Raw genomic sequence first — 26,987 nt, 5'->3', positions numbered from 1 at the left:
CCGCTCATCTGATGCTCCCCCCCTGTCGAGCCGGCCCTCCGGCCGACCGGAACGATCATCATTCATCCTAGGTCGTCTCGCGGCGGCGTCCCGGTGAGCCGGACCCTCTCCCGACTGAACGGGTCGCCGTCGTGCCGGGTGGACGTCCGCCTCGGCGAGGACGCGCCAGAGGTCATCGGGCGCTTCCCGCACCGCGCTTCACGTCTGGGCGGTGGGGCGGACGACGATGTCTCCCACGTCGACGCCCTCCGGCTGCTCGACGGCGAACGCGATGGCGCGGGCCACCGCGTCCGGCGGCAGTCCCATCCGGTCCATCTGCTCGACGATCCGCTCCCGCAGCGCCGGGAGCATGGAGTCGGCGAAGTCCGTGCGGACGAATCCCGGGGAGACGACGGTGACCCGCAGGCTGTCCCCGGCCTCCTGCCGCAGTCCCTCGGAGACGGCGCGGACGGCGTTCTTCGTGGCGGCGTACACCGACATCGTGGGGCTGATGGTCAGCCCCGCGACGGACGCCGTGTGGACGAAGTGCCCGGACCCCTGTTCACGGAAGACGGGCAGCGCGGCCGCGATCCCGTACAGCACGCCCTTGAGATTGACGTCGATCATCTGCTCCCAGTCCTCGACGCGGAGTTCGTCCAGGGGAGAGATCAGGCCGACGCCCGCGTTGCTGACCAGGACGTCGAGCCGTCCGAAGCGTTCGCGCGCCACGCGGACGAGGCCGGCGAGATCCGCGCGACGCGTCACGTCCGTGCGGGCCCAGGCGGCCTGGCCGCCGGCTCGCTCGATACGGGCGGCGAGCGCCTGAAGCCGCTCCGCACGGCGTGCTCCCAGTACGACTTTGGCGCCTCGCTCGGCGAGCAGGAGCGCGGTCGCCTCACCGATGCCACCGCCCGCGCCCGTGACGGCCACGACCTTGCCTGCGATTCCGGTCATGCTGACGAGTCCCTTCGGAGGGGTGTGGTGAGAAGAAGCGCGAGGGCCGCGATGCGCGTGCCCTAGAATGAAAGTGGGGGCTCCTCCACTTAGAAACACCATAAGTGGCGACGCCTCCACTTGGCAACCGCGACCATGAGAGGCCCTCGATGCCCCGCGACCCCCACCGTCCGCTGCGGGCCGACGCCCAGCGCAACCGGGACCGGATTCTGGCCGCCGCGGTGCGCGTCTTCAGCGAGGAGGGACTGGACGCCCACTTCGAACGCATCGCCAGGGAAGCGGGAGTCGGCAGCGGCACCCTCTATCGCAACTTCCCCACACGCGAGGCCCTCGTCGAGGCGGCCTACCGCAGTGAACTGGCCCGGCTGTGCGACGCCGTCCCCGGCCTGCTGGCCGCGATGCCACCCTTCGAGGCCCTGCGCGCGTGGACGCGGCACTTCATGGACTACGTCACGGCCAAGTTCGGCATGGCCGACGCGCTGCAAGCCGTCGTCGCCTCGGGCTCGGACCCGTACAACGAGAGCCACCGGATGATCCAGGCGGCCCTCACCTCCCTCCTGGAGGCCGGCACCACGGCCGGTGAGATCCGCTCCGACATCAGCCCGGCCGACATGTTCGCCGCCCTCACCGGCATCGCCCTCACCTCGGGCAAGCCCGACCAGCGCGATCAGGCCGAGCGACTCATCGACCTCACTCTGGACGGACTGCGTCCCGTGTCACGAGGCTGCGTCGAGGCCTGACCGCCGGATGGGCGCCCGCGCGGGCAGACGGCGGACGCCCGCCGACCGGACGCGTCCAGCAGACAGGACGCGTCCATGAGTCCGCACCTCGATCGTCCGGCAGCGCGCACCGGACCGGGACGTCACTCGCCCGTACGATCCGACTCGGTCCGGCCGAGCATCACGTTGAGGATGCGCCGCAACTCGACCCGGTCCTGGGGAGTGACCCTCGCCAGCCTGCGGTCGTACTCCGCCGCGAGGGCCGCGAGTGCTCGATCGCGCGCTCCCCTGCCCTCGTCGGTCACGACGAGCCGATGACGCCGCAGGTCCGCCTCGTCGATCTCACGGCGGACGAAGCCCTTGGCGACGAGGTTGCGGACGTAGACCGTCACGCTCGCCTTGGGAAGCAGCAGCGCAGTGGCGATCTCCGCCGGGTACGGCGACGCCTCCACCTCGGCCAGGACGAAGAACTCCTTGGTCTCCAGACCGAGTTCGGCCAGCTCCCGCGCGCAGGCGTCCAGCACCACGGCCAGCAGCCGCTGGTTCAGTGTCCACAACTGCGCCCCGTCGACCGACATACGAGCTCCCGCACGAGGTGATACCGTTTCGTATTAGTTCCACACTGTACCAGTCATGGTTTCGTACTGGGTTCCTATGGAACAACAACCTCGTGAAGGAGAGCACGCATGCTTCAGCACCTCACGATCCCGCGCGGTCCCCTCGAACTCGCCGCCGACCTTCACCTGCCCGACGACGCCGACAGCGGCATACCGCTGCGCGCCGTGGTGCTCTCCACCCCGGGCAGCAGCGTGAAGGAGCAGATCGGCGCCAACTACGCCTCCCGTCTCGCCGCCCGCGGCATCGCGGCGCTCGTCTTCGACCCCGCCCACCAGGGGCGGAGCGGAGGCGAGCCCCACGACCTCGAAGACCCCTACCGCCGGGGCGAGGACATCTCCTACGCCATCGACCTGCTCACCACGGTCCCCGGCATCGACCCGCGCCGCATCGGCGTCCTCGGCATCTGCGCCGGCGGGGGATACGCCGTGCACACCGCCCGCACGGACCACCGCATCAAGGCGGTGGGCACGGTCGTCCCCGCCGACATGGGCACCGCGTTCCGCGGCTTCCAGCCCGACGGCCCGGTCGCGGCACTCGACGCCCTCGCGGACGCACGTGTCGAAGAGGCCAGCTCCGGCGAAACGACCCGCGTGAACTGGCTGCCCGACACCCTCGAGGACGCCGCGGCGGCGGGCCTGACCGACATCGACACCCTTCAGGCCGTCACCTACTACCGCACCGAGCGCGGCCGTAACGAACATTCCACGAACAGGCGCCTCGCGCGCGGCGACTCGCTGCTCCTGGGCTACGACGCGTTCCACTTGGCCGACCGGCTCATGACCCAGCCACTCCAGGTCATCCTCGCCGGACGCATCGGCAACACCGGCTCCTACGACGCCGGCATGCGGCTGTGGAAGCTCGCCCCCAACCCTGTCGACCTCATGGTGATCGACGGAGCGGGCCACTACGAGATGTACGACGAACCCGTGTACGTCGACGCCGCCGTCGAACGGCTCACCGCCTTCTACACGAATTACCTGTGAGGCGCCCGAGCCGGCGGACGCGGCGTCCTCGCCCCGGCCCGCCGGAGCGGTCCGGCGGACCGGGGCGACGTCACGGTGCCGGGCCGACCGTCAGTGGCCGGCGATGACGCCGGAGAGTTCGTTCGTGCTCTTCGGCAGGGTCACCGACGCCAGCTTCTCGCCGGTCTCGATGTCGACGGCGTGAAGCCTCCGCTCGCCCGGTTCGGAGACGTACGCGGTGTGGTCGCGGACGAAGAGGGTGGGCCGGGGCTGCTGCCAGTCGAGGGGTTCCTGCCACGCGCCGACGACGGGGATCTTCTTCTCCACCTCGCCGGTCCCGGGGTCGATGACGTGGAGGGTGCCGTTCGTGCCGAGGACGAGCGCCTCGCCGTGCGGCCCGCGTCCGAGTGAGCGGAAGGAGTAGCTGGTGCCGAGGTCGACCAGGCGCAGCTCCGCGGTCCGGGTGTCGATGAGGGAGACGCGGGTCGGCCGCTCCAGCTCGGCGTCCGGGTCGGTCTTGTAGTCGCCCAGGAGGACCGGTGACGCGTCGCTGCCCGCCTGGTTGCCGATGCGGCCGTAGTCGTCGGGGGCGTCGACCTTGGTGAACTCGCCGTCCTTGTAGATCAGGACGCCGTCCTCGCAGCCGACGGCGACGGCCTCGCCCTGGGCCGCGGCCTCGCCGTGGACGCCGGGGCAGTTCTCGCTGCGTGCGATCTCCCTGTCGTTCTTGTCCAGCACCAGCGCGCCGGTGCGCTTCTCCTCGGTGCCGAGTGTGGTGAGGAGTTCGCCGTTGCTCAGTGCGACGGCGACGCCGTGGTGCGCCTCGGCGGAGGTGTAGGTGCGTCCTTCCGGCTTCCTGCCGCTGCTCAGGTCGGCGGGGTCGAAGACGTTGACCTCTCCGGTGCCGTCGGTGAAGAGCACCGTCCTGCCGGCGTGCCGTACGACGTGTCCGGGCTTGGCTCCCTCGTAGGTGATGCCGGTGAGGGTCTGGCCGGTGGCGTCGAGGACGCGGAAACCCGTGTCGGTGGAGACGATGACATGGTCGTCGTCTCCGGCGGCGTTGACCCGGTTGAAGCCGGGCAGCTCGATGGTGCTGGTGAGTTCGAGGCTCTTGCCGTCCAGGATGTACAGGCCGCCGTCGAAGGTGGCGACCAGCGGTTCCCTGACGTCGCCGGCGGGTGTGGCTCCAGGCGTCGTCTTCGCCGCCTTCGTGTCGGACGAGGCGCCGTCCCCTCCCCCGCAGGCGGTGAGGACCGCGGACACCGCGAGGGCGAGGGCCGTGACGGAGACGGCTCGGTTGCGTATCGACATGTTCACTGTGGGTGATTCCTTTCGGCCGCGCGGACGCGGCGTCTGTGTGGTGGGTGGTGATGGGTAGTGCCGGGCAGTCGTGTTGCCCGGCAGGAGGGCGCGGATTCAGCCCGTCGTCAGACCGGCGGTCATCGCCTCGGTGTTGGCGCGCATCATCCGCAGGTAGGTGTCGGCGCCCCCGCCCTTCCCGGTCAGCGACTCGGAGTGGAGCTCGACGACGCGTACCTCGCCGCCGAGTTCCGTGCGCAGGACCTCGGCCAGGCGGGTGGGCCGGGAGGAGTCGGCGAAGACGGTGCGCACGCCCGCCTCGCGCATGGCCTCGGTGAGTGAGCGCAGGTCGGAGGAGCTGGGTGAGGCCAGGGTGGTGCCGCTGGGGATGACCGCGCCGATCACCCGGAAGCCGAAGCGGTCGGCGAGGTAGCCGAAGACGTGGTGGTTGGTCACCAGGGCGCGCCGGTTCTCGGGTATACGGTCGAAGGACTTCTCCATCCAGGCGGTGAGGCGGGCGAGTTGGGCGTCGTAGCGTTCGGCGTTGTCACGGACCGCCTCCTCGTCGACGCCGTCCACGTGCGCGATCACCTGGCCGGCGATCAGGCCGGCGGCCCTGCGTACGCGGTCGGGGTCGGTCCAGAAGTGCGGGTCGGGCTGTCCGGCCTCCTCCTCGGGGCCTCCGTCGGCCTGTTTCCGGAAGGTGAGCGGGTCCACCGCCTCGCCGGCCTCGAAGGTGGCGACGCCGGCCTCGTGGGCGGCCTCCACGTGCCGCAGTACGTTCTCCTCCAGGCCCAGGCCGTTGAAGACGACCAGGTCGGCTTGTTCCAGTTCGGCGGCCTGCACGGCCGACAGGCCGAAGGAGTGCGGGTCGGCGCCGGGCTCCATCAGTACGGTGACGTCGGCCTGGTCGCCGACGACCTCGCGGGTGACGTCGCCGAGGATGTTGGTCGTCACCACGACTTGGGGCCGCTCGTCGCCGCTCGCGCAGGCGGTGGCCGTACTCGCGCAGGCGAGGGTGATCAGGGCCGCCAGGAGGCGGCGCAGCCGCAGAACGGTTCGCTTCGGTGTCGTCATCGTCCGGTCTCCACCATCAGCGCCGGCTTCATGTCCAGGTCGAAGGTGCGGGCGACGCGCAGGCCGTCGTTGTAGTCGATCTCGTGCACGCGGCTGCCTTCCGGGTCGTTGAGGTAGGCGCGGCTGCGGTCGACCTCGATCACGGGTCCGTGTCCGCCGGTGACCGCCCCCGGGTCTCCGGTGAGAAGCCGCCCGGTCCGGGCGACCGGCTCGCCGGTGGCGATGTCGTAGCCGTGCAGTGCCCCGTCGGTCTCCAGGACGAGCAGCGGGGAGCCCTCTCCTGCGGTGTTGGCGGCGACGACCGGGCCGGTCTCCACGCGGGTCCATGTGCGTTCGGTGACGTCCAGCACCCACACGGCCCGGTCCCCGGCCGGTGCGGTGAGGGTGTCGCTGCCCGCGCGGTGGCGGAAGGACGACGCCCGTTCCCCCGCGGGCAGGCCGCGGTCGTACGGGATCCGCTCGGCCGTGAAGTGCCCGTCGTCCTCGCGGACCAGCAGGGCGCCGTCGGCGCAGCCGAAGACGACGCCGCGCCGGGTGACGGCGTCGCCCGCCGGGTCCTCGCAGGTGGCGTCCGGGGATGTCACGCGTCCGCCCGCACGGTCGTACACCGCGACCTTCGGTGTGCCGTTCCTCCCGTCGCGGGTGAGGGTCAGCAGGTGTTCCGCGTACGGCACCACTGCACCGGCGTGGGTTCCGGGGAGCGTGCGGGGGGAGCCGACGCGGCCCTGCTCCAGGTCGGCCCGGCGGTACACCGCGGCCCGGCCGTCCTCACCGGTCACCGCGGTCACGGCCGCGTCGCCGCGCACCCGCGCGCCCGGGCCCGCCGGGAACGTGCCGGCGTCGCGTATCGCGGCGCGGTAGTAGTGCACGTGGTCGCCGTGGTCCACCGTCCAGGCGCCGGTGTCGAGGACGCGGGTGCCGTCCTCGGCGGGGAGGTAGCCGAACCGGCCGTCCGTGGTGAGGTCCGTGGCGCCCGCAGTCCGGGACGTCTCGTGCGTCCTGCCGGTGATCAGGTCCAGTGTCCGGGTGTCCCCGGTGACCGGGTCGTTGAGCACCAGCCGTGACTGCTGCTCGGCGGCCTCCTGTGCTCCTTCGACGTATCCGTGCGGGGTGGCGGAGGCCGTGGAACTCCCTTGTGGGGAGGACGTGTCGTCGTCCTGCCCGGCGCAGCCCGCGGTGAGCAGCGCGAGGGCCACGAGTGCGGCAGGCGCCCCGGCAGTGACGTTTCTTCGGACGGACAAGGACATCGCCTCTCAGGTCTTTCTCAGTCGGTCGCCGGCGGACGGATGCCGGCCGGACGGTTGCGGCGGCGGATGCCGGACGCCAGGTGGGAGAGGAAGAACAGGGTCACGGCCAGGGCGGAGACGGTCGCGCCGGCGGCGGTGCCCAGGTGCCAGGACAGCAGCAGGCCGAAGAAGGTGGCGGCCGCGCCGAGCAGTGCCGCGAGGACCATCACACCCCGTACGCCGCGTGCCCAGGGCAGCGCGGCCGCCGGCGGGGCGATGAGCAGGCCCAGCACCAGCAGCGTCCCCACGATGTGGAAGGAGGCGACGATGGCCAGCGCCAGCAGGCCGAGCAGCACCGCGTGGGCCAGACGCGGGCGCAGCCCGAGGGTGCGGGCCTTGCGCGGGTCGAACGCCAGGGCCAGGAAGGCGCGGTGGCCGAGGACCGAGACGGTCAGGGCCAGCACGAGGGCCGTGCCCAGCAGCGCCAGGTCCTGTTCGCGCACGGCGAGGACGTCACCGAAGAGGAAGCCGGTCAGGTCCACCGCGAAGGACTGCGACCGCGACACGATGATGACGCCGAGCGACAGCATCCCCACGAACAGCAGCCCGATACCGGTGTCCTGGGACAGCTTCGGGGTGCGGCCGAGGGCGGTGACACCGGCCGTCATGACCGCCGCGCTCAGCAGCGCCCCCACCATCGGGTTGCCGCCCAGCAGCGCGGCGAGCGCCACGCCGGGCAGCAGCCCGTGCGACATGGCGTCACCGAGGAAGGCCATGCCTCTCAGCACCACCCAGGTGCCCGCCAGGGCGCAGATCGCCGACACCAGGATCCCGCCCCACAAGGCGCGTTGAACGAAGGTCGCCTCGAAAGGGGCTGTCAACCACTCCATGCGAGCACACTACAATGAAAATCATGTTCAAAAAATCCCGCCCTTCCTCCCCCGCTCCCGAGGACACGGCGTTCCGCGCCCGCTTCACCGAGCTGTCCGCGGGTTACGCCGGCCATCCGGTGCTCCACCAACTGACGGCGGACATACCGGCGTTGGCCACCACCGCGCTCGTCGGCCCGAACGGCAGCGGGAAGTCCACCCTGCTCGGCGTCCTGGCCGGAGTGATCCGGCCCACAGCGGGCGAGCTGCACCACACCGGCAGCCGGCCCCCGGCCTTCGTCCCCCAGCGCGGCGCGGTCGGCGACGCGCTGCCGTTGACGGTCCGGCAGACCGTGGAGATGGGACGCTGGGGCGAACGCGGCCCGTGGCGCCGGCTGACCCGGCGGGACCACGCCACCGTGGACGCGGCCATGGAGCGCATGGGCGTCGCCGGCCTGGCCGCCCGTCAGCTCGGGGACCTGTCCGGCGGACAGCGGCAGCGCGCCCTCATCGCCCAAGGGCTCGCCCAGGAGTCGGACCTGCTCCTGCTCGACGAGCCGACCACGGGACTCGACCCCGAGGCCAGGGACCGCATCGCGGCGCTGCTGACGGAACTGGTCGCCGACGGCGTGACCGTCGTCCACGCCACGCACGACCTGGACGCGGCCCGCGCGGCCGACGCCTGCCTCCTGCTGCACGCGGGACGTCTGGCGGCACAGGGACATCCCGGCGAGGTCCTCACCCCTGCGGCGCTCACCCGGTTGTGGCGACTGGCCTGAGACGCCGGCGGGCACGAAGGTCCTACGGCGCCGCCGGAGTCGGGTCCTTGGACGCCGACGTGGTGGTCGCCCATGCCGCCGGGGCTTCGCCGTGGTGGGCGCGGACCTGGCGCGCCGTACGGACAAGTGCGACGGCCGGTTCGTCGCGGGCGTCGGCCGGGGCGTCGAGCGCGCCGGCGCGCGCTGCGCTGTTCGTCTCCCCGGCCAGGGACAACGCGGTCCGCGCCGCCCGCTCCCCCACTTCCGGACCTGCGCCGCCGCGGGCCGACTCGGTGTGCAGGGCGGCGATCACCTCCAGCAGCGCCACCTGGTCCTCCCGCCCGGCGTTCCCGAGAGCGGCCTCCAGAAGGCCGACGGCCCGGTCGAGGCGGCGCGGGCAGCGGACGTCACGGTCGCCCGGCGGGCGCGCCGCAGTGCCAGGGCAGGACGCGGACGACGGTACGGCGACGGCTTCACCGGAGCCGGCGGTCCCGTCTCATCGTCGGGCGTCGTCACCGTCGGCTTCTCCCGCCGCGCCCTCGCCCGGCTCGGCGATGAGGCGCACCAGGACGGTCACCCGCTCCCGCACGGGTTCCGGCGGCGGGACGTCGGCCGGGTCGACGATGCGTTCCACCCGGTGGGGGTGAGCACTTCGAGCCGGGCGACGGCGACGTGGAGAGCGGCCCCGCCCCCGGCCCCGTACGCCGCCGCGAGCGCCTCGCCCGCGGCTGCGGGACGCGACCAGGCGGCCGGCGGGAGCCGTCAGGTGGGACGTCGCCGAGCAACACGCGGGCCGCGTGAGCAACTACGCCTCCATGCCCGTTCCGGGTGATTCCGCCCTAGACTGCATGGACTCAACTGTAGCGAGGACGCCGGGGACGGCGGCGCGAGGCGGGGGTGCACCGGCACGTGAGAGAAAGAGAAGTGACGGAGCAGGAGGTCGCGGTCCACGTCTTCGTCCCGCTGGACGGCACACACGTCGAGGAGGGGATCGCCTCCCTGCGGGCCATGTGGGGGCGCTTTCGCGAACTGCGGCGGGCGGACCTGGCGTTGTACCCCACGCTGCCGGTCCCGATGCCGGACGTCCTGCCCGCCCCGTCCGTGCACGGCTCGGTCGCAGTGGCGGGCGTGCAGTCCGCCGACCTGCTCGACCAGGCGATCCTGCGCCGGCACCAGGACATCCTCAATCTGTCGGTCCTGTTCCGTACCGCTCCGGACCGGGAGTGGTCCGGGCTGCGCGAGTGGCTTGAGTCGGTCACGGGACCGCTCGGGGAATGCCATCTGGGCGCGGTGACGCTGGAGTTGGGCAAGGCGCCGGCGGACACACCGGGCGATGCGGACGTGTCGGAGCCGGAGCGGGGCGACGAGGCCGGCCGACATCGGCTGGTGCGGATCATCGGCCGGGCCGGTACGGGCGACCGGCTCGGAGCGTGGGCGTGGTCGGACGGCGGCCACCCGGAGATGCCGCACTTCGTCCGGTACCTGATGCACATGACGGCGATCCGTCACCAGTGGAGGACGTACCGCCGGCTGGCGGACGCCAGGAACGCGGGGACGACGGGGCCGCTGGCCGTGCTGCGGTGGCCCGACGGCCGTACGGACCGGGAGCTGCCCTCGACGGCCGAACTCCACTTCATCCGGGAGTCGGTGGACGGCGTCTGGGAGAACGCCCGGCGGGCCCTGGAGTCGTCGGGCCTCGACGGCGGGGCCGTGACGGAGGGCGACCGGCGGTTCGCCTCGTCGTTCCTCCGGTGGCTGAACGACATGCTCGCCCAGCTGAAGCGGGCCGGTCTCGGCGATCCCCTGCCCGGCCCCCGGTGGGAGCCCGGCCGGCCGGTGCGGGTACTGGCCGTCGCCGACGAGTGGTTCCCGGCACGCGGCGGTCTGAGCGCGTTCAACAGCAGACTGTGCGTCGCCCTCGCCCGGGAGAAGGCGGACGTCCGCGTCATGGTCGTGTCCTCGACCCCCGCCGAGCGCGCCGACGCCGCGGAGAACGGGGTGCGGCTGATCGACACCGCCCAGGAGGGACTCAGCAGGGACGCGGCACTGTCGGTGCCGCCGGTGTTCGCCGACGGGTTCGTGCCCGACCTCGTCCTCGGGCACGGCAGGGTCACGGGACCGGCGGCCAAGGCGCTGGTCGAGCGCTATTTCAAGAACGCCGGGCGGCTGCACTTCCTGCACGTCGAACCGGACCAGGCCGAAGCCCGCAAACCGCACTCCGCGGGGGACTTCGCGGCTCGCGCCGAGGACCGCACGGACCTGGAACTGCGGCTCTGCCGGGGCGCGCTGCACCCGATGCCGGTCGGCCCCCGGCTGGAGCGGGCCCTGTTGCCGCATCTGCGCACGCCCGAGTACCAGGACCTGGCCGCACCCGTGCCCGTCGTCCCGGGCTTCGACGGCGGGACACCGGTGACTCCGCCCCGCCCTGAGGAGATCCCGCAGATCCTGCTGCTGGGCCGGCTGGAGGACGCCGATCTGAAAGGGCTGGACATCGCCGCCCGGGCGCTGGGCAAAGCGGTCCCCAAGGCGGCGGGGCCCGGCTCGTGGCATCTGTTCGTACGAGGGGTGCCCGACGACGAGTCCGAGGCGCTGGCGGCCCGGGTGGAGAAGTGGGTCGGCAACTCGGCCGTGGACGTCATTCCCCGCCGCTACTCCGCCGACCCCCGGCGGATCGGGAACGACCTGGCGCGGGCCACTCTGGTCCTGATGCCCTCCCGGGCGGAGGCTTTCGGCCTGGCCGGCGCGGAGGCGATCGCCTGTGGGGTGCCCGTGCTGGTCAGCGGCCGCAGCGGACTGGGCATGCTGCTGCGCGCCCAGCGGTCCGGGGCCGCGGACCGGGCCGTGGTGGACGTGGAGGCCACGCGGGGCAGTCACAAGGCCGACGTCCAGAGCTGGACGCGGGCCATCCACGCCGTCGCACGCAATCCGGAGGCCGCCTTCCAGGACGCGGCCCGGCTGCGCGAGGAGATGGCCGCCCGCTACACCTGGGCCATGGCGGCCGCCACCGTGCTCGGCTGCGCCCGTCCCCGCGACGCCCCCTGACCCCTGCCCGGCCCCGCACATCCTTGAGGACGTGGAGGGCCGGATCGCGGCGTGGCGGTTCAGTGGGTCTGCACGGCTGTCGTCCTCCTGCGGCCGGCCGGGGGCCGGTATCCCCCCGGCGTGGAATCCGCAGGCAAACACCCGGATCCGTCCGGCCGCCCGCGGTCCTGGAACACACTGGAAACGTCTGGATCCGCGCGGTGCGGACCCGTGGACATCCCCACGGAGGAACGGTGATGAACGAAGTCCCCCTGCCGCCCGGCCAGGACGGAAAGGCACTGGGACGGCGGCTGGCGGCCGAGCTGTCCCGCGCCGTCGTCCGGGCCGAGAAACGGACCGGCAGAACACTGGACCGCAGAGAACTCGCCGGCCGCCTCAACGTCTCCGCCAGCAGCCTGTACGCCTACCTCAACGGCACCACCCTGCCGGGTGCCGGAGTCCTGGACGCGCTCCTCACCGAGCTGGGTGTCACCGGGCCCGAGGCCGGCCGGCTCGCCACCCTGCGGGACGAGGTCGACGCCGCCCGGCGGCTGCGCCCCGCCACCACTCACGGCCTCTCCGCCGTTCCCCGCCAACTCCCCCTGACTCATTCGGTGTTCGTCGGACGGGAAGCCGAACTCGCCCGCCTGGACGTGTTACCGAGCACCGCCGGCGGCCCCGCCGCGGACAGAGCCGTCGTCGCCGTCGTGGAGGGCACCGCCGGTGTCGGGAAGACCGCGCTCGCCCTGCACTGGGCGTACCGGGCGCGGGCCCGCTTCCCGGACGGCCAGCTCTACGTCGACCTGCGGGGCTTCGGCGACGACACGATCATGAACCCCGGCGAGGCCCTGCACGGTTTCCTCCAGGCCCTGGGCGTCGCCCCCGGCGCCGTCCCAGCCGACCCCGCCGCGGCCTCCGGTCTGCTGCGCACCGTGCTGACCGGCCGTCGGGTGCTGCTGGTCCTGGACAACGCCCGCTCCACCGGCCAGGTACGGCCGCTGCTGCCTGCCGCTTCCGGTTCCGTCGCCGTCGTCACCAGCCGCAACCGCCTCGACGGCCTGATCGTACGCGAGGGCGCCCTGCGCATCGCCCTCGACGTGCTGCCCCGCTACGCCGCCCGCGCCCTCCTGGAGCGGCAGACGGGCGCCGAGCGGCTCGCCCTGGAGCCGCGCGAGGCCGACGAACTGGTCGACCTGTGCGCCCGGTTGCCGCTCGCCCTGAGCGTCGCCGCCGCCCGCACGGCCACCGCCCCGGCCGGCTCTGCCAGCGCCCTGGTCCGCGAACTGCGGTACTCGCGGAAGCCGTTGGACCTGTTCGGGACGCAGGACGCGGACGTCGACCTGCGGACCGTCTTCCACGGTTCGTACGCGCTGCTGCCGCCGCCCGCCGCCCGGCTCTTCCGGCTCCTCGGCTGCCACCCCGGGCCCGAGATCGACGTCATGGCCTGCGCGGGACTGATCGGTGCCGCGGACCCGCCCACCGCTCTCCTCGACACCCTCACCGCCGCCTACCTCGTCCGCCGGCACTCCCCCGGCCGCTACACCCTGCACGACCTGCTCCGGCTCTACGCCGCCGAACTCCTCGACGACGGCCCACCGGAAGAGCGCCGGGAGGGCACCGAGCGGCTGCTGCGGCACTACCTGGACACCGCGCGCCTGGCCGACCACCACCTCGAACCCTGGCGCCCGGCGGCCGGCGGGGCGCCGGGGCCCGCCGCCTCGTACCGGCCGATCGACGGCCGCGCCGCGGCGACCGGCTGGTTCGAGGCCGAACTGCCCTCGTTGCAGGCCTTCGTCGAGCGGGCCGCCGCCACCCCGGGCCTGGAGCCGTACGCCTGGCGGCTGGCCGACGCCTGCGCCGTGCATCTGCGCCGCTCCGGCCGCCGCGTCCAGCGGGCCGCCGTGCACGCGCTGGCCCGCGACGCGGCGGGCCGGGCGGGAGACCCTGCCGCCCGTGCCACCGCCACCCGCCGGCTCGCCGACGCCCTGTCCCGCCTGAACCGCACGAAGGAGGCGCTCGGCCTGCTGCACGAGACACTGCGCGCCTGCCGCGACCTGGGCGACGAGGAGGGCGTACGGGAGGTACGGCTCTCCCTGGTCCGGGTGTACGGCTCCTGCGGCGACCCCCGCAGGGCGCTGCCGCACGCCCGGCTCGCCCTCGCCATGGCGGAGCGCACCGAGGACCCGCTCGCGCTCGCCGACGGCCTCACCTCCGTGGCCCAGCAGTGGGAACGGCTGGGGGAGCACACCGTCGCCCTCGCACACGCACGCCGGGCCCTGACCCTCTACACCCGGCTCGGCCACCTCGACGGGCGGGCGGGCATCCTGATCAACATGGGCCGCGCCGAACAGGGACTCGGCCGTCCCGCCGCCGCGATCGGTCACTACGAGGTCTCCCTGGACCTCGACCGGGTGCTGGGCGACCGTTACCGCGAGGCCCACGCCCTGGAGCACCTCGGGGACGCCCACGCGGCGCTCGGCCGCAGCGAGCAGGCGCGCGCCCTGTGGGAGAAGGCCCTCGCACTCTTCGACGGTCTGCACCATCCCGACGCCGGACAAGTCCGCGGCAAACTGCGCGCACCGGCGGCGGACTACTCTCCGGTGCCCGCCTCCAGCCAGCACAGCCCGTAGCCGTAGCCCACCTTCATCCCCCCGAACTCGACGTCCACCAAGCCCTGTTCGTCCGGGCGCAGGGTCGGCGTGCCCGGGTTCCGCTGGTAGATCACGGCGGTGGGCACCCCGGCCAGCCGCCACACCGTGCGCGGCGGCCTCGCCCGGTGGAAGCGGACCCGCAGCCGGAAGTGCTCGCTGCGGGTCAGCGGCACGTGCACGAAGTGCGGTGCCATCGGCTGGGCCGGCGGGATGCGCAGCCGCAGTTCGTACACGTGCCGTGTGCCGGCCGCGAGCGGGGCGGGCGGTACCAGGAACCGCTCGAAGTAGCTCTCGTAACGCGGCCCGCCGCCCTCCAGCCGTCCTCCCTGGACGACGGAAATCTCCAGTCCGTGTCCGGGCGTCGTGTCACCGGCGCGCCGGGGCACGCTGACGCCGACCGGTATCCGGGCCAGACCGTCGCAGGTCACGACCACGGCCCGGCGCTCCAGCGCCTCGGGGACCGGGGTGTCCAGCCTGAGCCGGGTAGACACGGACTCGGTGTACCAGCCGTGCGGTTCGACGCGCGCGCAGTCCGCCGGGCACCGCTCGGGGCGCGCCCCTCCCACGCGGTCCGCCGGGGCGTCCCAGGGCGGCGGGACGACCCCGGCCGGGCCTTCCGGACAGTCGGGGTCCAGTGCCCGGCGCACCTGCGCCCAGTACTCGCCCCACCGCCGCACATCACCCCCGCACGCGCCGACGACCGCCAGGGCGACCGATCGGGTGGGGAAGTTGTCGCCCCGCATGGCGTCGCTGACGGTCGTCCTGCCGTACCCGGCGCGGCGGGCGAGCTGGTCCAGGGTAAGTCCGGCCGATCCGCGCAGGTCCCGCAGCCAGTACGCGAAGAGCCGGACCGGTGACCCGTCCAGGACGATCTCCTTCTGCGGACGTCCCATCGCGCGCCCCCTTCTCCCCATCGGCGGTGCCGCCGAGTTTCGCACACGGCGGGGCGGGTCGTCCCGATCTTGTAGGACTGCCCACCGGCCGTCCCGGTTTTCCGGGGATCGTCCGGTTCACCGGAGAACCGTTGAAGGCAGCACTTGGCCCTTGTTACACAGGGTGCCCCGGTTCCGGTGCGCCCGCATCGGCCGGTTACCGCCCTTGCGCCAGGAGAGAAACATGGCACGGTTTCCCAGGACGCCCCGCGCCGCACAGCTGCCCGGTGACGTGGTGTCGCGGATGGAGCGGTTCGGCCGCTTCGAGTTCGACCCGGCCGGCACCGACATCGACGCCTCGGACGTGTGGGGCGAACTTCAGGCCCCGTTCCTGCCGTTCGCGCAGTCGGACCCGGAGGGGTTCGCCCGCGCGCTGGCCAAGGCCGTGCTGCCGGCCGGCGGCTTCGCCCTGTTCGGCGCCGCGCGCACGGTGTGGAACCTGGTCGGTTCCGACTTCAGCAGCCCGGCCCACGACGCCGTACGGATGGCCGCGCTGGAGTTCTTCCGGGCGAACGGGGTGCCGAGCGACCGGCTGCCCTCCGACGACCTGCGGTTCTGGCAGGAGCACCGCTCCGAGCCCTGGCCCGTGGACCGGCCGACACCCTGGGAGGCGCGGACCGCGCCTCCCGCGCCAGGGGGAGCCGCGCCGGGTCACCGACGCGCGGGCCGGTGACGACGAGCCCGCCCGGGTCCGCTTCGGCCGGGCGCCGGTGGACACACCGCACGGCCTCCGCGCCCGGGCCGGCGAGACGCTGCGGACACCCGTCCACCGGGGCGCCGGCGCACCGCGCCCGTTCATCCCCCGCCTCCGTCCTGTTTCCGAGGCAGCCGACTCCCGAGGAGGGAAACGACATGGCCAAGGGCCGTAACTGCCAGGTCTGCCGGCAGCGTATGAGCGTCAGGAGCGAACAGCGGCAGCCGATGGGCTCGTGGGTCGTCCACGAGTGCCACAACCCCGCCTGCCGGAACTGGATCGACAGCGGCCGGCGCCACCGGTTCAGCGAAAAGGTCTTCGAGGACAAGTAAAGCGAGCGGAACGAGCGAGGAGCACAGAGCATGGCCAAGTCCCCGGTGGAGATAACGACCCGACTGTCGATGGCAGACGCGGCGGACGCCTTCCGCGACGCGATGCGGGTGAGCTGGTGGCACGAGACCGTCACCGGCGCGGGCACCACCTTCGAACAGCCCAGAGGCTCGGCCTTCGACACCCTGGCCGAGGACCCCCCCGACTTCGCCGTGCTGGCGCTGCTCGGCGGCCGGGGAGCGGAGATCCAGAAGTCCGCGGTCCACATGTACATGTGGGACCGGGGCGGCCACCGCGAGATCATGCTCGGGGTGGGCCGCAACATCGGTTCCTTCGGCATCAAGGCGAACCGCAAGATCCGCCGGTACGTCGACACGCTGGCGGACCTCGATCCGTCCATGGAGTACTCAGGGATCTGACCCGGTCCCACCGGCCGGGCCCTCGGCTCCCGAGGCCCGGCGGGCGCCCGGCGCGGGAGGCCGGGTGCCCGTGCCGTACCCGCGCCCCCCGTGTGCGCGGCTCCGGGTGCTCAGCCGGCCGCCGCGAACGCCTCCGCCGACACGTCGCGTTCGAGCACCGACCGGTGGAACGCGTAGACGTCGATGTGGGAGACCTTCACCAACAGGCAGTACCGCTCCACCGACGCCACCGACCGGGCCACCTCGGCGTACTCGCGCCGCAGGAAGTGCACCGCCGCCTGGTTCGCCACCGAGCTCTGCCCGCACACCAGCAGGACCGGCCGGCTCGACTCCGGCGGGGTGAACTTGGCGACCAGCGCGTACTCCTGGTGCCCCCGGTCGAAGTAGTAGCGCTCCCCGCCGACCACGATCGCCACCGAGTCGGGACGGTCGCCGAACGGAGCGATCGTCACCCCGGGCAGATGGGCGGCGAGATGGCCGCCGGTCCGCGGATTGGACCCGCCGACCGGCCCGCCGACACAGAACTCGGTGCGGTCGCCGTTGCTGCCGCGCAGATCACCGGACTCCACGCTCACCGGGCAACCCAGTTCGCCCAGCAGTACGGTCAGTTCGACGACCGCCCGCAGGTCCCGCTGCTGGGTGGTGCCCTGCTGTCCGTGCTTGGTGCCGACCACGATCACACAGTGCTCGCCCGGCCGGGTGCCGAAGAAGGCGGCCTTGCGGTACAGCTCCCTGGTCCGCCGTGCCCGCTCCCACAGCGTTCCCAGGCCGAGGCCGACGAGGCTGGTCAGCAGACCGACCGCGACGTTGACGAGGACCGACAGCATCGGCCGGCCCTCAGGGCCGCTCGGAGGGCACGGGCCGCGGCTCGTCGGGCGCGGAGTCCGGGTCGAGCAGGTGCACGAGGGCGACCACGCGCTCCCGCTCCTGCTCGGGCAGCGGCACTCTTCCGTCCCGCTCGCCGGTGATCGGGGTGACCCTGCTGCCGGACAGTTCCTCCAGCTCGCCGGTAAGCGCGTCCACCTCCGCCGCGTTCCCCGCGGTGACGGCCGCCGACAGGTCGTCGAGCAGCTCGGTGATCTCCTCCCACGCCTCGGGCGGCAGCCGCCACTCCTTCCGCATCAGCTCCAGCGCCCGGCACGCCGCGCCGGCCGTCTTCCGGTCGATCATGGCCGCCCTGTCCGATGTGCTCACGCCGTCGTCCTCCCGTTCACCCGTCAACGCCCCGTATGGACGTACGGCGCCCATACGCGCGGCGACCCGGCGTGCCGCGCCCGCAGCTCCCGTACGATCCCGTGCACGACCCGCGCGGTGTCGCCGACGTCGAGGCCGCCGCCGTACGCCCGCAAACTGTCGTACAGGCGTTCCGCCAGTCGCACCGACACCAGATCGGTCGCCTCCCACAGCGCCCCCACCACCTGCGGATATCCGGCCGTCTGGAACGCCGACGTCAGGTGGATCGCCTCGTCGGGCAGGCGGTCGGCGCGGGTGGTGTGGCAGGCCAGCAGGACGGCGAGCCGGGCGTGCGGCAGATGCCCGCGGGCCACGTCCAGCACCCCGAGCGGTCCGTCGGCGAGTTCCAGACGACTTCGGGACGGGTCCTCGGCGTCGCTGAGGCCGTGGCACGCGAAGTGCACGACGGACGCCGAGGACAGCTCGGTGAGCACCCGTGCGGCCGTCGCGTCGGCGCCCTGCACGGTCCGCAGTCCGCCCAGGACGCGGGCCATCGCCGCCACCTCGTCCACGGACGCGCCTTCCCCGCCGTCGGCGCCGGTGGGCCGGCGCACGGCCAGGAAGGGCCCGGTGGTGCGGCCCGCCGCCGGGGCCTGCCGGGCGTGGCGCAGCGCCCTGATGCTCGGCGTGTACGAGGAGGCGACCCGGTCCAGCACCGAGCGTCCGTCGCCGAGCACGCCCGCCCGGTGATGGCCGGCGGCGTGCAGCGGCAGATGGGCCAGCGGCCCGGACGCCGACCACCACAGCCTCGGCACCGCACCGCGCGGGGTGCCCTCGGGGATCGGCCGGGTCAGGCCCGCCGCCTTCAGCACCGGTTCCGCGATGGCGTCCCAGAGCCATTCGAGGATGTCGAACACGGTCTCGGCGGCCTCCCTGCGCCGGGCGCGCGGCAGGCCGGCCCCCACGGAGACCGCCGTGAGGAACCGCCGTGCCTCGAGCGCGAGCCGGCCCTCGGTGACGTCGAGCGGCACGAGTTCGATGCCCCCGGTCGTGACGACGAGGGCGTCGGAGCGCAGCCCGTCGATGTTGATCAGGGCGATCGGCCCTTCCGCGGCCTCGCGCCGCATCTGTTCGGCGCTCGGCGGCAGCAAAAAGTGGTCGAACCCGTCGAGCTTCCGGATCCTGGTCAGCAGCCGCCGCCACTCCTCGGCCACCGTGTGCTGCTGCCGGATCCGCGCGGCCTCGCCGGGCCCGTCCGCCGCACCCGGTGTCTCCGTCTCCCGCATGCGGCGGGCGAGGGCGGTGAACTCGTCGGCCGTCCGCGGATGGGCCGCGGCCAGGTCGGAGACATCGGTACGGGCCTGAAGGTCCTGCCCCATCAGTACCGCCCTGCCCTGTTCCAGCAGCGCCGCCGCCCGCTCCGTGCGGCCGGCGGCGAGCGCCACCGCGCACGCGGTGCGGGCCAGGCTCGTCCCGGCGAGCCGGTCCGGGAGGTCGGTGGTGCGGCCGGGGCCGGGCGGGCCCGGATAGCGGCGGCCGAGCAGCGCGGTGCGCAGCACGGCCTGGCGGTCGTCGCGGTGCAGCGCCTGGGACACCACCAGCGGCAGCGCTTCCAGCGCGGCCCCGGCGGCGTCCGTCGCCAGAGCCCAGTCCCGTCGCTCCACCGCCCCGCCGAGCGCGACCCGCGCCCTTTCGAACCGGGCCCGGGGCGGCAGCACCCGGTCGGCAGCCGGGTTCCAGGCGGCCGGCGCCTCCTCGGAGTTCTGCAGGACCTCGTCGTGGGCGCGGCGGACCAGTGCGGCGATGTCTGCCAGGGTGTGCCGCAACTGTGCGCGCAGTCCGGCCGGCTCGTGCGGGTGCAGCGGTCCGTCCGGCAGGGCGTCGAGGCCCCGCTCCGCCAGCTCGACGAGCCGTACCGCCTCCGAGGTGCCGGCCACCTCCCTGCGCAACCAGGAGACGGCGGACAGGGCATGCGCGTAGAGGGTGGCGCAGGAGAGCCAGCTCAGCGACATCTCCGGCAGCCGGGCGAGTGCCCAGGCCAGCCCGTCGGCCGCCCGGGCGATCGTCGCCTCGGACTCGTGCACCATCCCGTGGTTGTGCCGGTGCATCTCCACCACGCACAGCAGCTCGACGTACCGCGCGCTGGTGGGCGGCAGCAGGGCCAGCTGTTCGTCCCCGCACCGCACGGCCCGCTCCAGGTCCTTCGGGTCGTCACTGAAGGTGTACTGCTGGACCATCAGCTCCACGAGGGTGGCGGCGAAAAAGCCCCGCTGCCCGTCGGACAGCGGCCCGGCCAGCGCGGTCCTCAGCTGCTCCACGGCCAGGGCCAGCATGCGCGGGTCGACGGCCCCCGCGCCCATCAGGGCGTCCCGTGCGGCCGCGGCGTCCGGCGGCAGCCCCTCGAGGTCGGCCGGGGAGGCCGGCTCCGCGGGCCCGGTGTCCGCGGGCGGCACGGGAGGCCATACGACGGTGGCGTCCCCGCCTCGACGGGGCCCGGGGTCCGCCGGGGCGGAGCGGGAGACCCCGGTGAAGGGGGCGAAGTCCTCCGGGCCGGGGCCGGGGGAGCTCACTCCCCGGCGCCCCGGCGGGGCGTACATCCGGATGGGCGGCAGCTGCACCCCGCTCAGCAGCGGCCCCAGCATCGGTCCCACGAGCTTGAACAGCCAGGTGCCGTTGCCCGGCAGCGTCTTGAGCATCTGTGCCAGCTTCGCACCCGCGGCGCGCTTGGCCGCGATGTGCGGCATCAGGGCGTGGTCCCGCGGCAGGTCTCGCTGGAGCGCGGCCCACAGGTCGTCCGCGCGCCGGAGGTCGGCGTGCGACCCGGTGAGGACGCCCCGCGCGGCCAGCAGGGCCGGCATGTTCCCGGCGTAGATCCCGCTGTCGTCGGGCGGTGCGGACGCCCGGAACGCCTCCAGCTGGACGATGGCCTCTTCGACCACTTCCCGGTCCAGATCGAGCGGCAGGTACGCGGCGAGCGCGAGGGAGAACGCGAGGTGGGCCGAGGCGGCCTCGGCGTCGACCGGGCGGGTGCCGTGGCGCCGGGAGTGCTCGACCGCCCGCAGCGCCGACCGGCCCGCCCGCAGTGCCGACCGTACGCCCTGGGTGTCGCTCGGCCGGTCGCGGAAGCGTGCCAGCGACGCGTGGACGGCGGTGCAGCCGATGAGGCCGGCCTCCACGTGGTCGGTGGTGATGCCGGCGAACGCCGCGTCGGCCCACCGGCCGGTCTCCTCCAGCGCGGACATGTCGCCCGACTCCAGCCGGAAGGCCGCGGACTGCGCCAACCGGGCCAGCAGACAGGGCCGGACCAGGTCGTCCGGCGGAAGCCCTTCGGCCAGCCGTACGGCGTGCGGATGCGACGGCCGGGGCGGCTCGAAGTGGCGGGGCGGCGGCTCCTCCGGGTAGGTCGCCGCGACCGCCACCGGATCGTCTGCCGGCCGGCCCTGGGTCTGGGCGGCGAGGTGGCGGTGCACGTCGTCCGACAGGCGGTGGTCCCCGAACCGCAGCGCCAGGGTGCGCTCGGCCAGCCACAGGTGCAGTACCCAGCGGTGCCGCCGCGGATCCCGTCTCTCCCCCATGTCCAGCGCGTACTGCAGGACGGCCACCGCGGCCACCGCGCAGTTCCGGCCGCCCTCGTTCCACGAGGCGCGCAGCAGACCGGCCGCCGCCTGCAGCCAGCTCTCCGGGTCCTCCCCGGCGTCGGCCAGGTGCTGTTCGACGTCCGGTGTCCACACCGCCTCACAGCGCACCAGCTCGCGGTCCACGACTGTCCGTATATCCGACACACCGTCAGTCTGCCCGGTCTCGCACGGCTTCGGCCGTCGTCCGGAAATCTCCGACAAACGCACCCGGCGAACGGTATGGGCTCGGCCTGAACCGGACTTGAGATTCTACGTTCGTCCGCAGCTGCGGGGACCGGCGCGGGACTCCCGGCCGGCGATGGCGGTCACGGGCTGACCGGAGGATGCCCCGGGCCGGCCGCCCGATCGGCACGCCACGACATGCCTGACGCCGGTCCGTCCTCGCCGCCGCACGCGCCGTACCACGTGCGGATCTCCCGTGCGGGATTCCGGCCGCTCGGGACTGGGGTCCCCGTCGCCCATCTCGCCGTGCGCAACCCTTACGACATCGCCCACCTCGACGGCGTCCGGGCCTCCCTCGCCTCCTACTGCTGGACCGAGGTCGAACTGCGCGCCGCGGCGCGGGTGATCGCCGGCCGGGTCGATCCGCGCGGCACGCTGCCCGTCCCGGTGCAGCGCGCCGACGACCCGGCCGAGGTGTTGTTCCCGGCCGGGTACGAGCTGTCGTACGGCCGCTGAGCGGGCCGTGCCGCGTCGCCTGGGCGCCCGGCGCCCCCGTGCTCCGTCGCCGGGGAAGCCGGTCGTGAGGGTCCCCGACCGGTACGCCGGTGACCCTCACGGTCGGTGGGATGGGCCCGTCAGGAGCGGGTCCACCGCTGGTTGTTGCCGCCCGAGCAGGTGTAGATCTGGACCTGCGTGCCGTTGGCGGTGCCCGCGCCGACGGCGTCGAGGCAGCGGCCGGACTGGACGCCGACGACGGTGCCGTCGGAGTTCAGGCGCCACTTCTGGTTGTCGCCGCCCCAGCAGCTGTAGATCTGGACCTTGGCGCCGTTGGCGGTGCCGGCCGCGTCCAGGCACTTGTTGCCGTAGACCCGCAGCTCACCGGAGGAGGTGAGCTCCCACTGCTGGTTGGTGCGGCCGTTGCAGTCGTACAGCTGGACCGCGGTGCCGTCGGTCGTGCTCGCGTTGGGCACGTCCAGGCAGCGGCCCGAGGCGACGCCCTTGATCGCGGTGCCGTCGCCGGGCTCCTCCGGGTCCGGGCCGCCGCCGCTCCCGCCGTTGAGGGCGTTCAGCACGGCGGTGTACGCCTGCTTCTTGCTGCCGTCGTTGTTGAACAGCAGAGGGGTGTCGCTCGAACGCCACGAGTCCATGTCACGCACGCCCCAGACGGTCACGCCGAGGCAGCGGGAGACGGCGAGGCAGTCGTTGACCACGGCCGCGTACGTCGTCGGCGACGCGCCCTGGATGTCCAGCTCGGTGATCGCCACGTCGACGCCGAGCGCGGCGAACTGCTGGAGCGTCGTACGGAAGTTGCTGTTGTACGGGCTGCCGCTGTTGAAGTGCGACTGGAAGCCGACGCAGTCGATCGGCACGCCGCGTGACTTGAAGTCCTTCACCATGTTGTACATGGCCTGGGTCTTGGCCCAGGTCCAGTTCTCGACGTTGTAGTCGTTGTAGCAGAGCTTGGCGGACGGGTCGGCGGCGCGCGCGGTGCGGAAGGCGACCTCGATCCAGTCGTTGCCGGTGCGCTGCAGGTTGGAGTCGCGCCGGGCGCCCGAACTGCCGTCGGCAAAGGCCTCGTTGACGACGTCCCACTGCGCGATCTTGCCCTTGTAGTGGGACATGACGCCGTTGATGTGGTCGATCATCGCCTGGCGCAGGGAGCTGCCGCTGAGGTTCTGCATCCAGCTGGGCTGCTGGGAGTGCCAGGCCAGGGTGTGACCCCGCACCTCCTTGCCGTTCTGCACCGCCCAGTTGTAGACGCGGTCGGCGTTGGTGAAGTTGAACTGCCCCCGGTTCGGCTCGGTGGCGTCGATCTTCATCTCGTTCTCGGCCGTCACCGAGTTGAACTCGCGGTTGGCGATCGACGCGTACGTCGAGTCGCTCAGCCTGTTCGCGGCGATGGCGACGCCGAAGTAGCGGCCGCTCTGTGCGGCGGCCGCGCCGAGGGTGCTCTCGGCGGCCTGCGCCTCGGGGGGCGGTGCGGCCACCGCGCCGGCGAAGCCGAGGGCGCCGACGAGCAGCGCGGGCATCAGGACGCGGAGTGACCGCCGGGCGGCGGCTCTGGGGAGGGCGTGAAAGCCCATGACTGTGCCTCCAAGGAAGGAGAAGTGGACTCACCGGGCACCGCGGCTCAGAGGTGCGGCAGCGTCCCGCACGAGATGTGCAGAACTCAAGGGACGTGCAGGACTCTCGAGACGTGCAGAACTCAGGGGACGCGCGGGGCTCACGGGACTCGCAGGACTCACGGGGCGAGCTTGTTCGACAAATCGAACGGCGATCGGTTCGCCAGACAGATGGTGGAGGGTTGATGACGACCCGTCAAGCCCTGCGGCAGAAAGAGTTTCTGCCTTGCCGTCGAATGTTTCGAATTGCCACTTCGGCCGGTCACAGCCCTTGACCGGCCGCGCTCTCCTCCCTAGCTTGAGGCGTCGTGCGGCCGGGATCGCCCCGAAACATTCGACACGTTCGATCCCGGCGCGGCTGCCGCTCCCCCCGTTCTCCGGCGACACCTCACCCCCACTTCCAGGAGGTCATCATGTGGCTCAGCCACGCGTCCCCGGTCCGTCCGAGACGCCTGCTCGCCGTGCTCGCGCCCCTGTTGCTGCTGGCCGCGTTCGTCGGCGCTCAGCCGGCCGAGGCCGCGACCGTGGACACGAACGCCTCGTACGTGCTGGTCAACCGCAACAGCGGCAAGGCGCTGGACGTGTACAACCTGGCCACCGACGACGGCGCCCGGATCACTCAGTGGCCGAGGAACGACCAGGCCCAGCAGCAGTGGCAGTTCGTCGACTCCGGGAACGGCTACTACCGGATCAAGTCCCGCCACTCCGGCAAGGTCCTGGACGTGTACAACTGGTCGACGGCGAACGGCGGTTCGATCGTCCAGTGGACCGACCTGAACGCCGCCAACCAGCAGTGGCGGCTCGCCGACAGCTCCGACGGATACGTACGCCTCATCTCACGCCACAGCGGCAAGGCGCTCGAGGTGCAGGGCGCGTCCACCGCCGACAACGCGAACGTCGTCCAGTACGACGACTGGGGCGGCGCCAATCAGCAGTGGCAGCTGGTGAAGGTCGGCTCCGACACCCCCGGCGCCTGCGACCTGCCGTCGAGCTACCGCTGGTCGTCCACGGGCGCACTGGCACAGCCCAGGTCGGGCTGGGTGTCGCTCAAGGACTTCACCGTCGCCCCCTACAACGGCAAGCAGCTCGTGTACGCGACGACCCATGACACGGGGACGCGGTGGGGGTCGATGAACTTCAACCTGTTCGGAGACTGGTCGGAGATGGCCTCGGCCGGCCAGAACGCGATGAACAGCTCGACGGTCGCGCCCAGTCTCTTCTACTTCGCGCCGAAGAACATCTGGGTGCTGGCCTACCAGTGGGGCGGCACCGCCTTCTCCTACCGGACGTCGACCGACCCGACCAACCCCAACGGGTGGTCGTCCGAGAAGGTGCTGTTCTCCGGGAGCATCTCCGGCTCCCCCACGGGTCCGATCGACCAGGCGCTCATCGGTGACGACTCGAACATGTACCTGTTCTTCGCCGGTGACAACGGCAAGATCTACCGGGCGAGCATGCCGATCGGGAACTTCCCGGGCAGCTTCGGCTCGAACGCGACCGTGGTCATGAGCGACTCGACGAACAACCTGTTCGAGGCGCCGCAGGTCTACAAGCTCAAGGGCCAGAACCGGTACCTCATGATCGTCGAGGCGATCGGCTCCCAGGGCCGGTACTTCCGCTCGTTCACGGCGACGAGCCTCTCCGGCGCGTGGACGCCCCAGGCCACGAGCGAGTCCAACCCCTTCGCCGGCAAGGCCAACAGCGGCGCCACCTGGACCAACGACATCAGCCACGGCGAGCTGCTGCGCACCAGCGCCGACCAGACCATGACCGTCGACCCCTGCAACCTCCAGCTGCTCTACCAGGGGCGCAGCCCCAACTCCGGCGGTGACTACGGCCTGCTGCCCTACCGCCCGGGTCTGCTGACCCTGCGGCGCTGATCCGGCCGTACGGCCTGACGAAAGGAACCTGTTCCGAGAGGGGACCGGCGGGGCGGACCCGGCAGCGAGCCGGGTCCGCCCCGCCGGTCCCGTGCCCCGCTCACTCCGTGCCGTGCCCCGCTCACTTCGTCTCGTGCCTCGCTCACTCCGTCCCGTGCGCGATCCTCGGCAGGACCTCCTCCGCGATGCTGATCACGGCGCGGTCTTCCGGGAGCGCCCCGGACTCGCTCCACACGGTGAAGTCGTAGGAACCGCCCCGGTCCTGGGCGTCGAAGGCCACGGTCAGCGTCCGCGCCAGAGGGCCCTGCTCCACGGGTCCGCCGGAGCCGCCGCCGCTTCCCAGGTCGATCTGGATCTTCATCATGTGGTCCGAGGTGAGCAGCGCGGGCCGGCCCAGGACGGTCAGCTCCTTGACGTCCGTCTCGTTCCCGTACGCGGTGAGGCCCTGGTACTGGTCGACCGTCAGCTTGTTGTACGTGGCCGACAGCTCCACCGTGTACGTGTCGAACTCGATCCTGGCCTCCGGCTGGGCCACCTTCCGGTCGGTCAGCGGGGCGGTGTTGTCGGTGCCGGAGGCGTAGGTCGCGGTCTCCGTGGGCGTGCCGAGGAGGCCGGGCAGAGCGGGCAGGTTGAGCGCCCGGCACAAATCCTCGCCGGTCACGGCTCCGGGGGTGGTCCGGTAGGCGCTGGGCAGCTTCGCGTCCTCGTCATGCCGGCAGGTCGCGGCCTCAGGGGCGGCGTCGTCGCCACCGGGGGTCGGCAGACGGTCCTGGAACCAGAAGGCCGCCCCGATCACCGCGAAGAGGCCGATGGCCAGGGCCGCCTGACCCCAGGCGTTCGGCTCCTTCTCGGCGGGACGCCGCGCTGCCGGGGCTGCCTCCGGCTGGGGGGTGGCGGGCGCGGTGACCTTCGCGTCCGCCGCGACGCCCCGGTCGCCCGCGTCGCCCGCGGAGGGTGCCGGAGCCGGGTGGCGGCGGGCGCGCAGGGCGTGGACGACCACGCGCACGCGCAGCGCCGTCCCGAGCAGGAACACCGCGCCGATGGCGGCCGCCACCCATCCCGCGTCGTCGACGAGGGCCAAGTACAGGATGCGTACGCCGAACACCGTCCCGACGAGGATGAGCAGCGGCTCGCGGACCCAGAAGGGGAGGAGACGGACGAGAAAACCGAGCATTCCGTGATCTCACCAGGGACAAGATCACCTCGGCTGTGACGGAAGCCACACTTCCGGCCCGCTGCTCAACTGTGATGAAAGGGAAGGGCCCGTGAGCGCGGGCCGGCGGCGCGGCTGGACGTGGCGAGATCACCGTTCGACACCTTTCGATGACGATCCGTCACTACGATGGCGTCCGTCGATGCCCACCCGTCCCCCGGGAGCCCGATGGAAACCGACCGTGACGGCGACAGCGTGCGCGACCTGACGACCGCGGCCGGTGTGCCCGGGCCGCGTTCCCCGGCTCCCGGCGAGCCGGCCGTGCGGCAGGACGTGCTGGAGCTGTACAA

The 26,987-nt window shown here is 72.7% G+C and carries 23 protein-coding genes and 1 pseudogene; 10 read left to right on the top strand and 14 right to left on the bottom strand.

Translation table 11 applies throughout. The features are described 5' to 3' along the window. Positions 1 to 198: 198 nt before the first annotated feature. Positions 199 to 933 carry an SDR family oxidoreductase gene (locus CCN29_RS06985; protein WP_006131924.1) on the bottom strand — a complete coding sequence of 245 codons (735 nt, stop codon included), beginning with the start codon at positions 931 to 933 and terminating at the stop codon, positions 199 to 201. Positions 934 to 1,082: 149 nt separating this feature from the next. Between CCN29_RS06985 and CCN29_RS06980 the strand changes: the two genes are divergently transcribed. Continuing rightward, positions 1,083 to 1,673 (top strand): TetR/AcrR family transcriptional regulator, encoded by a 591-nt coding sequence (locus CCN29_RS06980; RefSeq protein WP_006131925.1) that lies wholly within the window; start codon positions 1,083 to 1,085, stop codon positions 1,671 to 1,673. Positions 1,674 to 1,795: 122 nt separating this feature from the next. Here the strand turns inward: CCN29_RS06980 and CCN29_RS06975 are convergent, their stop codons facing one another. Then, positions 1,796 to 2,230, bottom strand: a complete 435-nt coding sequence (locus CCN29_RS06975; RefSeq protein ID WP_086680558.1) for a MarR family winged helix-turn-helix transcriptional regulator — start codon at positions 2,228 to 2,230, stop codon at positions 1,796 to 1,798. A gap of 108 nt (positions 2,231 to 2,338) precedes the next feature. Here CCN29_RS06975 and CCN29_RS06970 point away from each other — a divergent pair, with 108 nt between their 5' ends. Continuing rightward, the gene (locus CCN29_RS06970; protein ID WP_086680556.1) at positions 2,339 to 3,253 is read left to right on the top strand and encodes an alpha/beta hydrolase; all 915 of its coding nucleotides are present in this window, start codon (positions 2,339 to 2,341) and stop codon (positions 3,251 to 3,253) included. Positions 3,254 to 3,343: 90 nt separating this feature from the next. Here CCN29_RS06970 and aztD read toward each other — a convergent pair whose 3' ends face one another. From aztD to aztB, 4 genes are all read right to left on the bottom strand, one after another. Beyond that, on the bottom strand, positions 3,344 to 4,549 hold the full coding sequence (gene aztD, locus CCN29_RS06965) for a zinc metallochaperone AztD (protein WP_086680554.1): 1,206 nt from the start codon (positions 4,547 to 4,549) through the stop codon (positions 3,344 to 3,346). A 99-nt stretch (positions 4,550 to 4,648) separates the two neighbouring features. Then, positions 4,649 to 5,608, bottom strand: a complete 960-nt coding sequence (aztC, locus tag CCN29_RS06960; protein ID WP_086680552.1) for a zinc ABC transporter substrate-binding protein AztC — start codon at positions 5,606 to 5,608, stop codon at positions 4,649 to 4,651. Continuing rightward, entirely contained in the window at positions 5,605 to 6,855 is a 1,251-nt protein-coding gene (locus CCN29_RS06955; protein WP_037817364.1) for a hypothetical protein, read from the bottom strand. The genes aztC and CCN29_RS06955 overlap by 4 nt, the downstream gene beginning before the upstream one ends. Before the next feature lie 17 nt (positions 6,856 to 6,872). After that, on the bottom strand, positions 6,873 to 7,724 hold the full coding sequence (aztB, locus tag CCN29_RS06950; RefSeq protein WP_086680550.1) for a zinc ABC transporter permease AztB: 852 nt from the start codon (positions 7,722 to 7,724) through the stop codon (positions 6,873 to 6,875). Between the two features lie 14 nt (positions 7,725 to 7,738). Here aztB and aztA point away from each other — a divergent pair, with 14 nt between their 5' ends. Then, positions 7,739 to 8,482, top strand: a complete 744-nt coding sequence (aztA, locus tag CCN29_RS06945) for a zinc ABC transporter ATP-binding protein AztA (protein WP_031063339.1) — start codon at positions 7,739 to 7,741, stop codon at positions 8,480 to 8,482. Between the two features lie 22 nt (positions 8,483 to 8,504). On the opposite strand, the gene CCN29_RS06940 is transcribed toward aztA, so the two are convergent. Then, the gene (locus CCN29_RS06940; RefSeq protein WP_031021214.1) at positions 8,505 to 8,789 is read right to left on the bottom strand and encodes a hypothetical protein; all 285 of its coding nucleotides are present in this window, start codon (positions 8,787 to 8,789) and stop codon (positions 8,505 to 8,507) included. Between the two features lie 168 nt (positions 8,790 to 8,957). Further along, positions 8,958 to 9,095 carry a hypothetical protein gene (locus CCN29_RS35630; RefSeq protein WP_158716506.1) on the bottom strand — a complete coding sequence of 46 codons (138 nt, stop codon included), beginning with the start codon at positions 9,093 to 9,095 and terminating at the stop codon, positions 8,958 to 8,960. Positions 9,096 to 9,385: 290 nt separating this feature from the next. Here CCN29_RS35630 and CCN29_RS06935 point away from each other — a divergent pair, with 290 nt between their 5' ends. Continuing rightward, positions 9,386 to 11,503: a CATRA conflict system CASPASE/TPR repeat-associated protein gene (locus tag CCN29_RS06935; protein ID WP_031063336.1), complete on the top strand. Its 2,118-nt coding sequence runs from the start codon at positions 9,386 to 9,388 to the stop codon at positions 11,501 to 11,503. A 236-nt stretch (positions 11,504 to 11,739) separates the two neighbouring features. Further along, complete coding sequence (locus tag CCN29_RS06930; protein WP_086680548.1) at positions 11,740 to 14,112, top strand: ATP-binding protein; 2,373 nt, start codon at positions 11,740 to 11,742, stop codon at positions 14,110 to 14,112. On the opposite strand, the gene CCN29_RS06925 is transcribed toward CCN29_RS06930, so the two are convergent. Further along, positions 14,073 to 15,026 (bottom strand): helix-turn-helix domain-containing protein, encoded by a 954-nt coding sequence (locus CCN29_RS06925; RefSeq protein WP_051803249.1) that lies wholly within the window; start codon positions 15,024 to 15,026, stop codon positions 14,073 to 14,075. The two genes, CCN29_RS06930 and CCN29_RS06925, sit on opposite strands and share 40 nt — an antisense overlap. 223 nt (positions 15,027 to 15,249) lie before the next feature. Between CCN29_RS06925 and CCN29_RS06920 the strand changes: the two genes are divergently transcribed. From CCN29_RS06920 to CCN29_RS06915, 3 genes are all read left to right on the top strand, one after another. After that, positions 15,250 to 15,738 carry a hypothetical protein gene (locus CCN29_RS06920; RefSeq protein ID WP_031021206.1) on the top strand — a complete coding sequence of 163 codons (489 nt, stop codon included), beginning with the start codon at positions 15,250 to 15,252 and terminating at the stop codon, positions 15,736 to 15,738. A 179-nt stretch (positions 15,739 to 15,917) separates the two neighbouring features. After that, on the top strand, positions 15,918 to 16,091 hold the full coding sequence (locus CCN29_RS35625; RefSeq protein WP_158716505.1) for a hypothetical protein: 174 nt from the start codon (positions 15,918 to 15,920) through the stop codon (positions 16,089 to 16,091). 30 nt (positions 16,092 to 16,121) lie between these two features. Next, on the top strand, positions 16,122 to 16,508 hold the full coding sequence (locus CCN29_RS06915) for a hypothetical protein (protein WP_031021204.1): 387 nt from the start codon (positions 16,122 to 16,124) through the stop codon (positions 16,506 to 16,508). A gap of 110 nt (positions 16,509 to 16,618) precedes the next feature. On the opposite strand, the gene CCN29_RS06910 is transcribed toward CCN29_RS06915, so the two are convergent. From CCN29_RS06910 to CCN29_RS06900, 3 genes are read right to left on the bottom strand one after another with little or no spacing between them, the layout of a single operon-like run. Beyond that, positions 16,619 to 17,335 (bottom strand): hypothetical protein, encoded by a 717-nt coding sequence (locus CCN29_RS06910; protein WP_031021202.1) that lies wholly within the window; start codon positions 17,333 to 17,335, stop codon positions 16,619 to 16,621. Between the two features lie 10 nt (positions 17,336 to 17,345). After that, complete coding sequence (locus tag CCN29_RS06905; RefSeq protein WP_143661287.1) at positions 17,346 to 17,702, bottom strand: CATRA system-associated protein; 357 nt, start codon at positions 17,700 to 17,702, stop codon at positions 17,346 to 17,348. Positions 17,703 to 17,725: 23 nt separating this feature from the next. Next, positions 17,726 to 21,442, bottom strand: a complete 3,717-nt coding sequence (locus CCN29_RS06900; RefSeq protein WP_086680544.1) for a CHAT domain-containing protein — start codon at positions 21,440 to 21,442, stop codon at positions 17,726 to 17,728. 312 nt (positions 21,443 to 21,754) lie between these two features. Here CCN29_RS06900 and CCN29_RS06895 point away from each other — a divergent pair. After that, positions 21,755 to 21,997 (top strand): annotated as a pseudogene (locus tag CCN29_RS06895) (glycoside hydrolase family 3 C-terminal domain-containing protein); the annotation flags it as partial. 119 nt (positions 21,998 to 22,116) lie between these two features. Here CCN29_RS06895 and CCN29_RS06890 read toward each other — a convergent pair. Further along, positions 22,117 to 23,565 carry an endo-1,4-beta-xylanase gene (locus CCN29_RS06890; protein WP_006131939.1) on the bottom strand — a complete coding sequence of 483 codons (1,449 nt, stop codon included), beginning with the start codon at positions 23,563 to 23,565 and terminating at the stop codon, positions 22,117 to 22,119. A gap of 452 nt (positions 23,566 to 24,017) precedes the next feature. Between CCN29_RS06890 and CCN29_RS06885 the strand changes: the two genes are divergently transcribed. Next, positions 24,018 to 25,484 (top strand): non-reducing end alpha-L-arabinofuranosidase family hydrolase, encoded by a 1,467-nt coding sequence (locus CCN29_RS06885; protein WP_006131940.1) that lies wholly within the window; start codon positions 24,018 to 24,020, stop codon positions 25,482 to 25,484. A gap of 142 nt (positions 25,485 to 25,626) precedes the next feature. Here CCN29_RS06885 and CCN29_RS06880 read toward each other — a convergent pair whose 3' ends face one another. Next, positions 25,627 to 26,658: a DUF6215 domain-containing protein gene (locus tag CCN29_RS06880; RefSeq protein WP_086680542.1), complete on the bottom strand. Its 1,032-nt coding sequence runs from the start codon at positions 26,656 to 26,658 to the stop codon at positions 25,627 to 25,629. Positions 26,659 to 26,987 lie beyond the last annotated feature (329 nt).

It is taken from the genome of Streptomyces pseudogriseolus, assembly GCA_002154585.1.
GTDB classification, from domain to species: Bacteria; Actinomycetota; Actinomycetes; order Streptomycetales; family Streptomycetaceae; genus Streptomyces; species Streptomyces pseudogriseolus.
The sequence above is the reverse complement of the archived record's forward strand: the minus strand, read 5'-3'. Positions and strand labels throughout refer to the sequence as shown.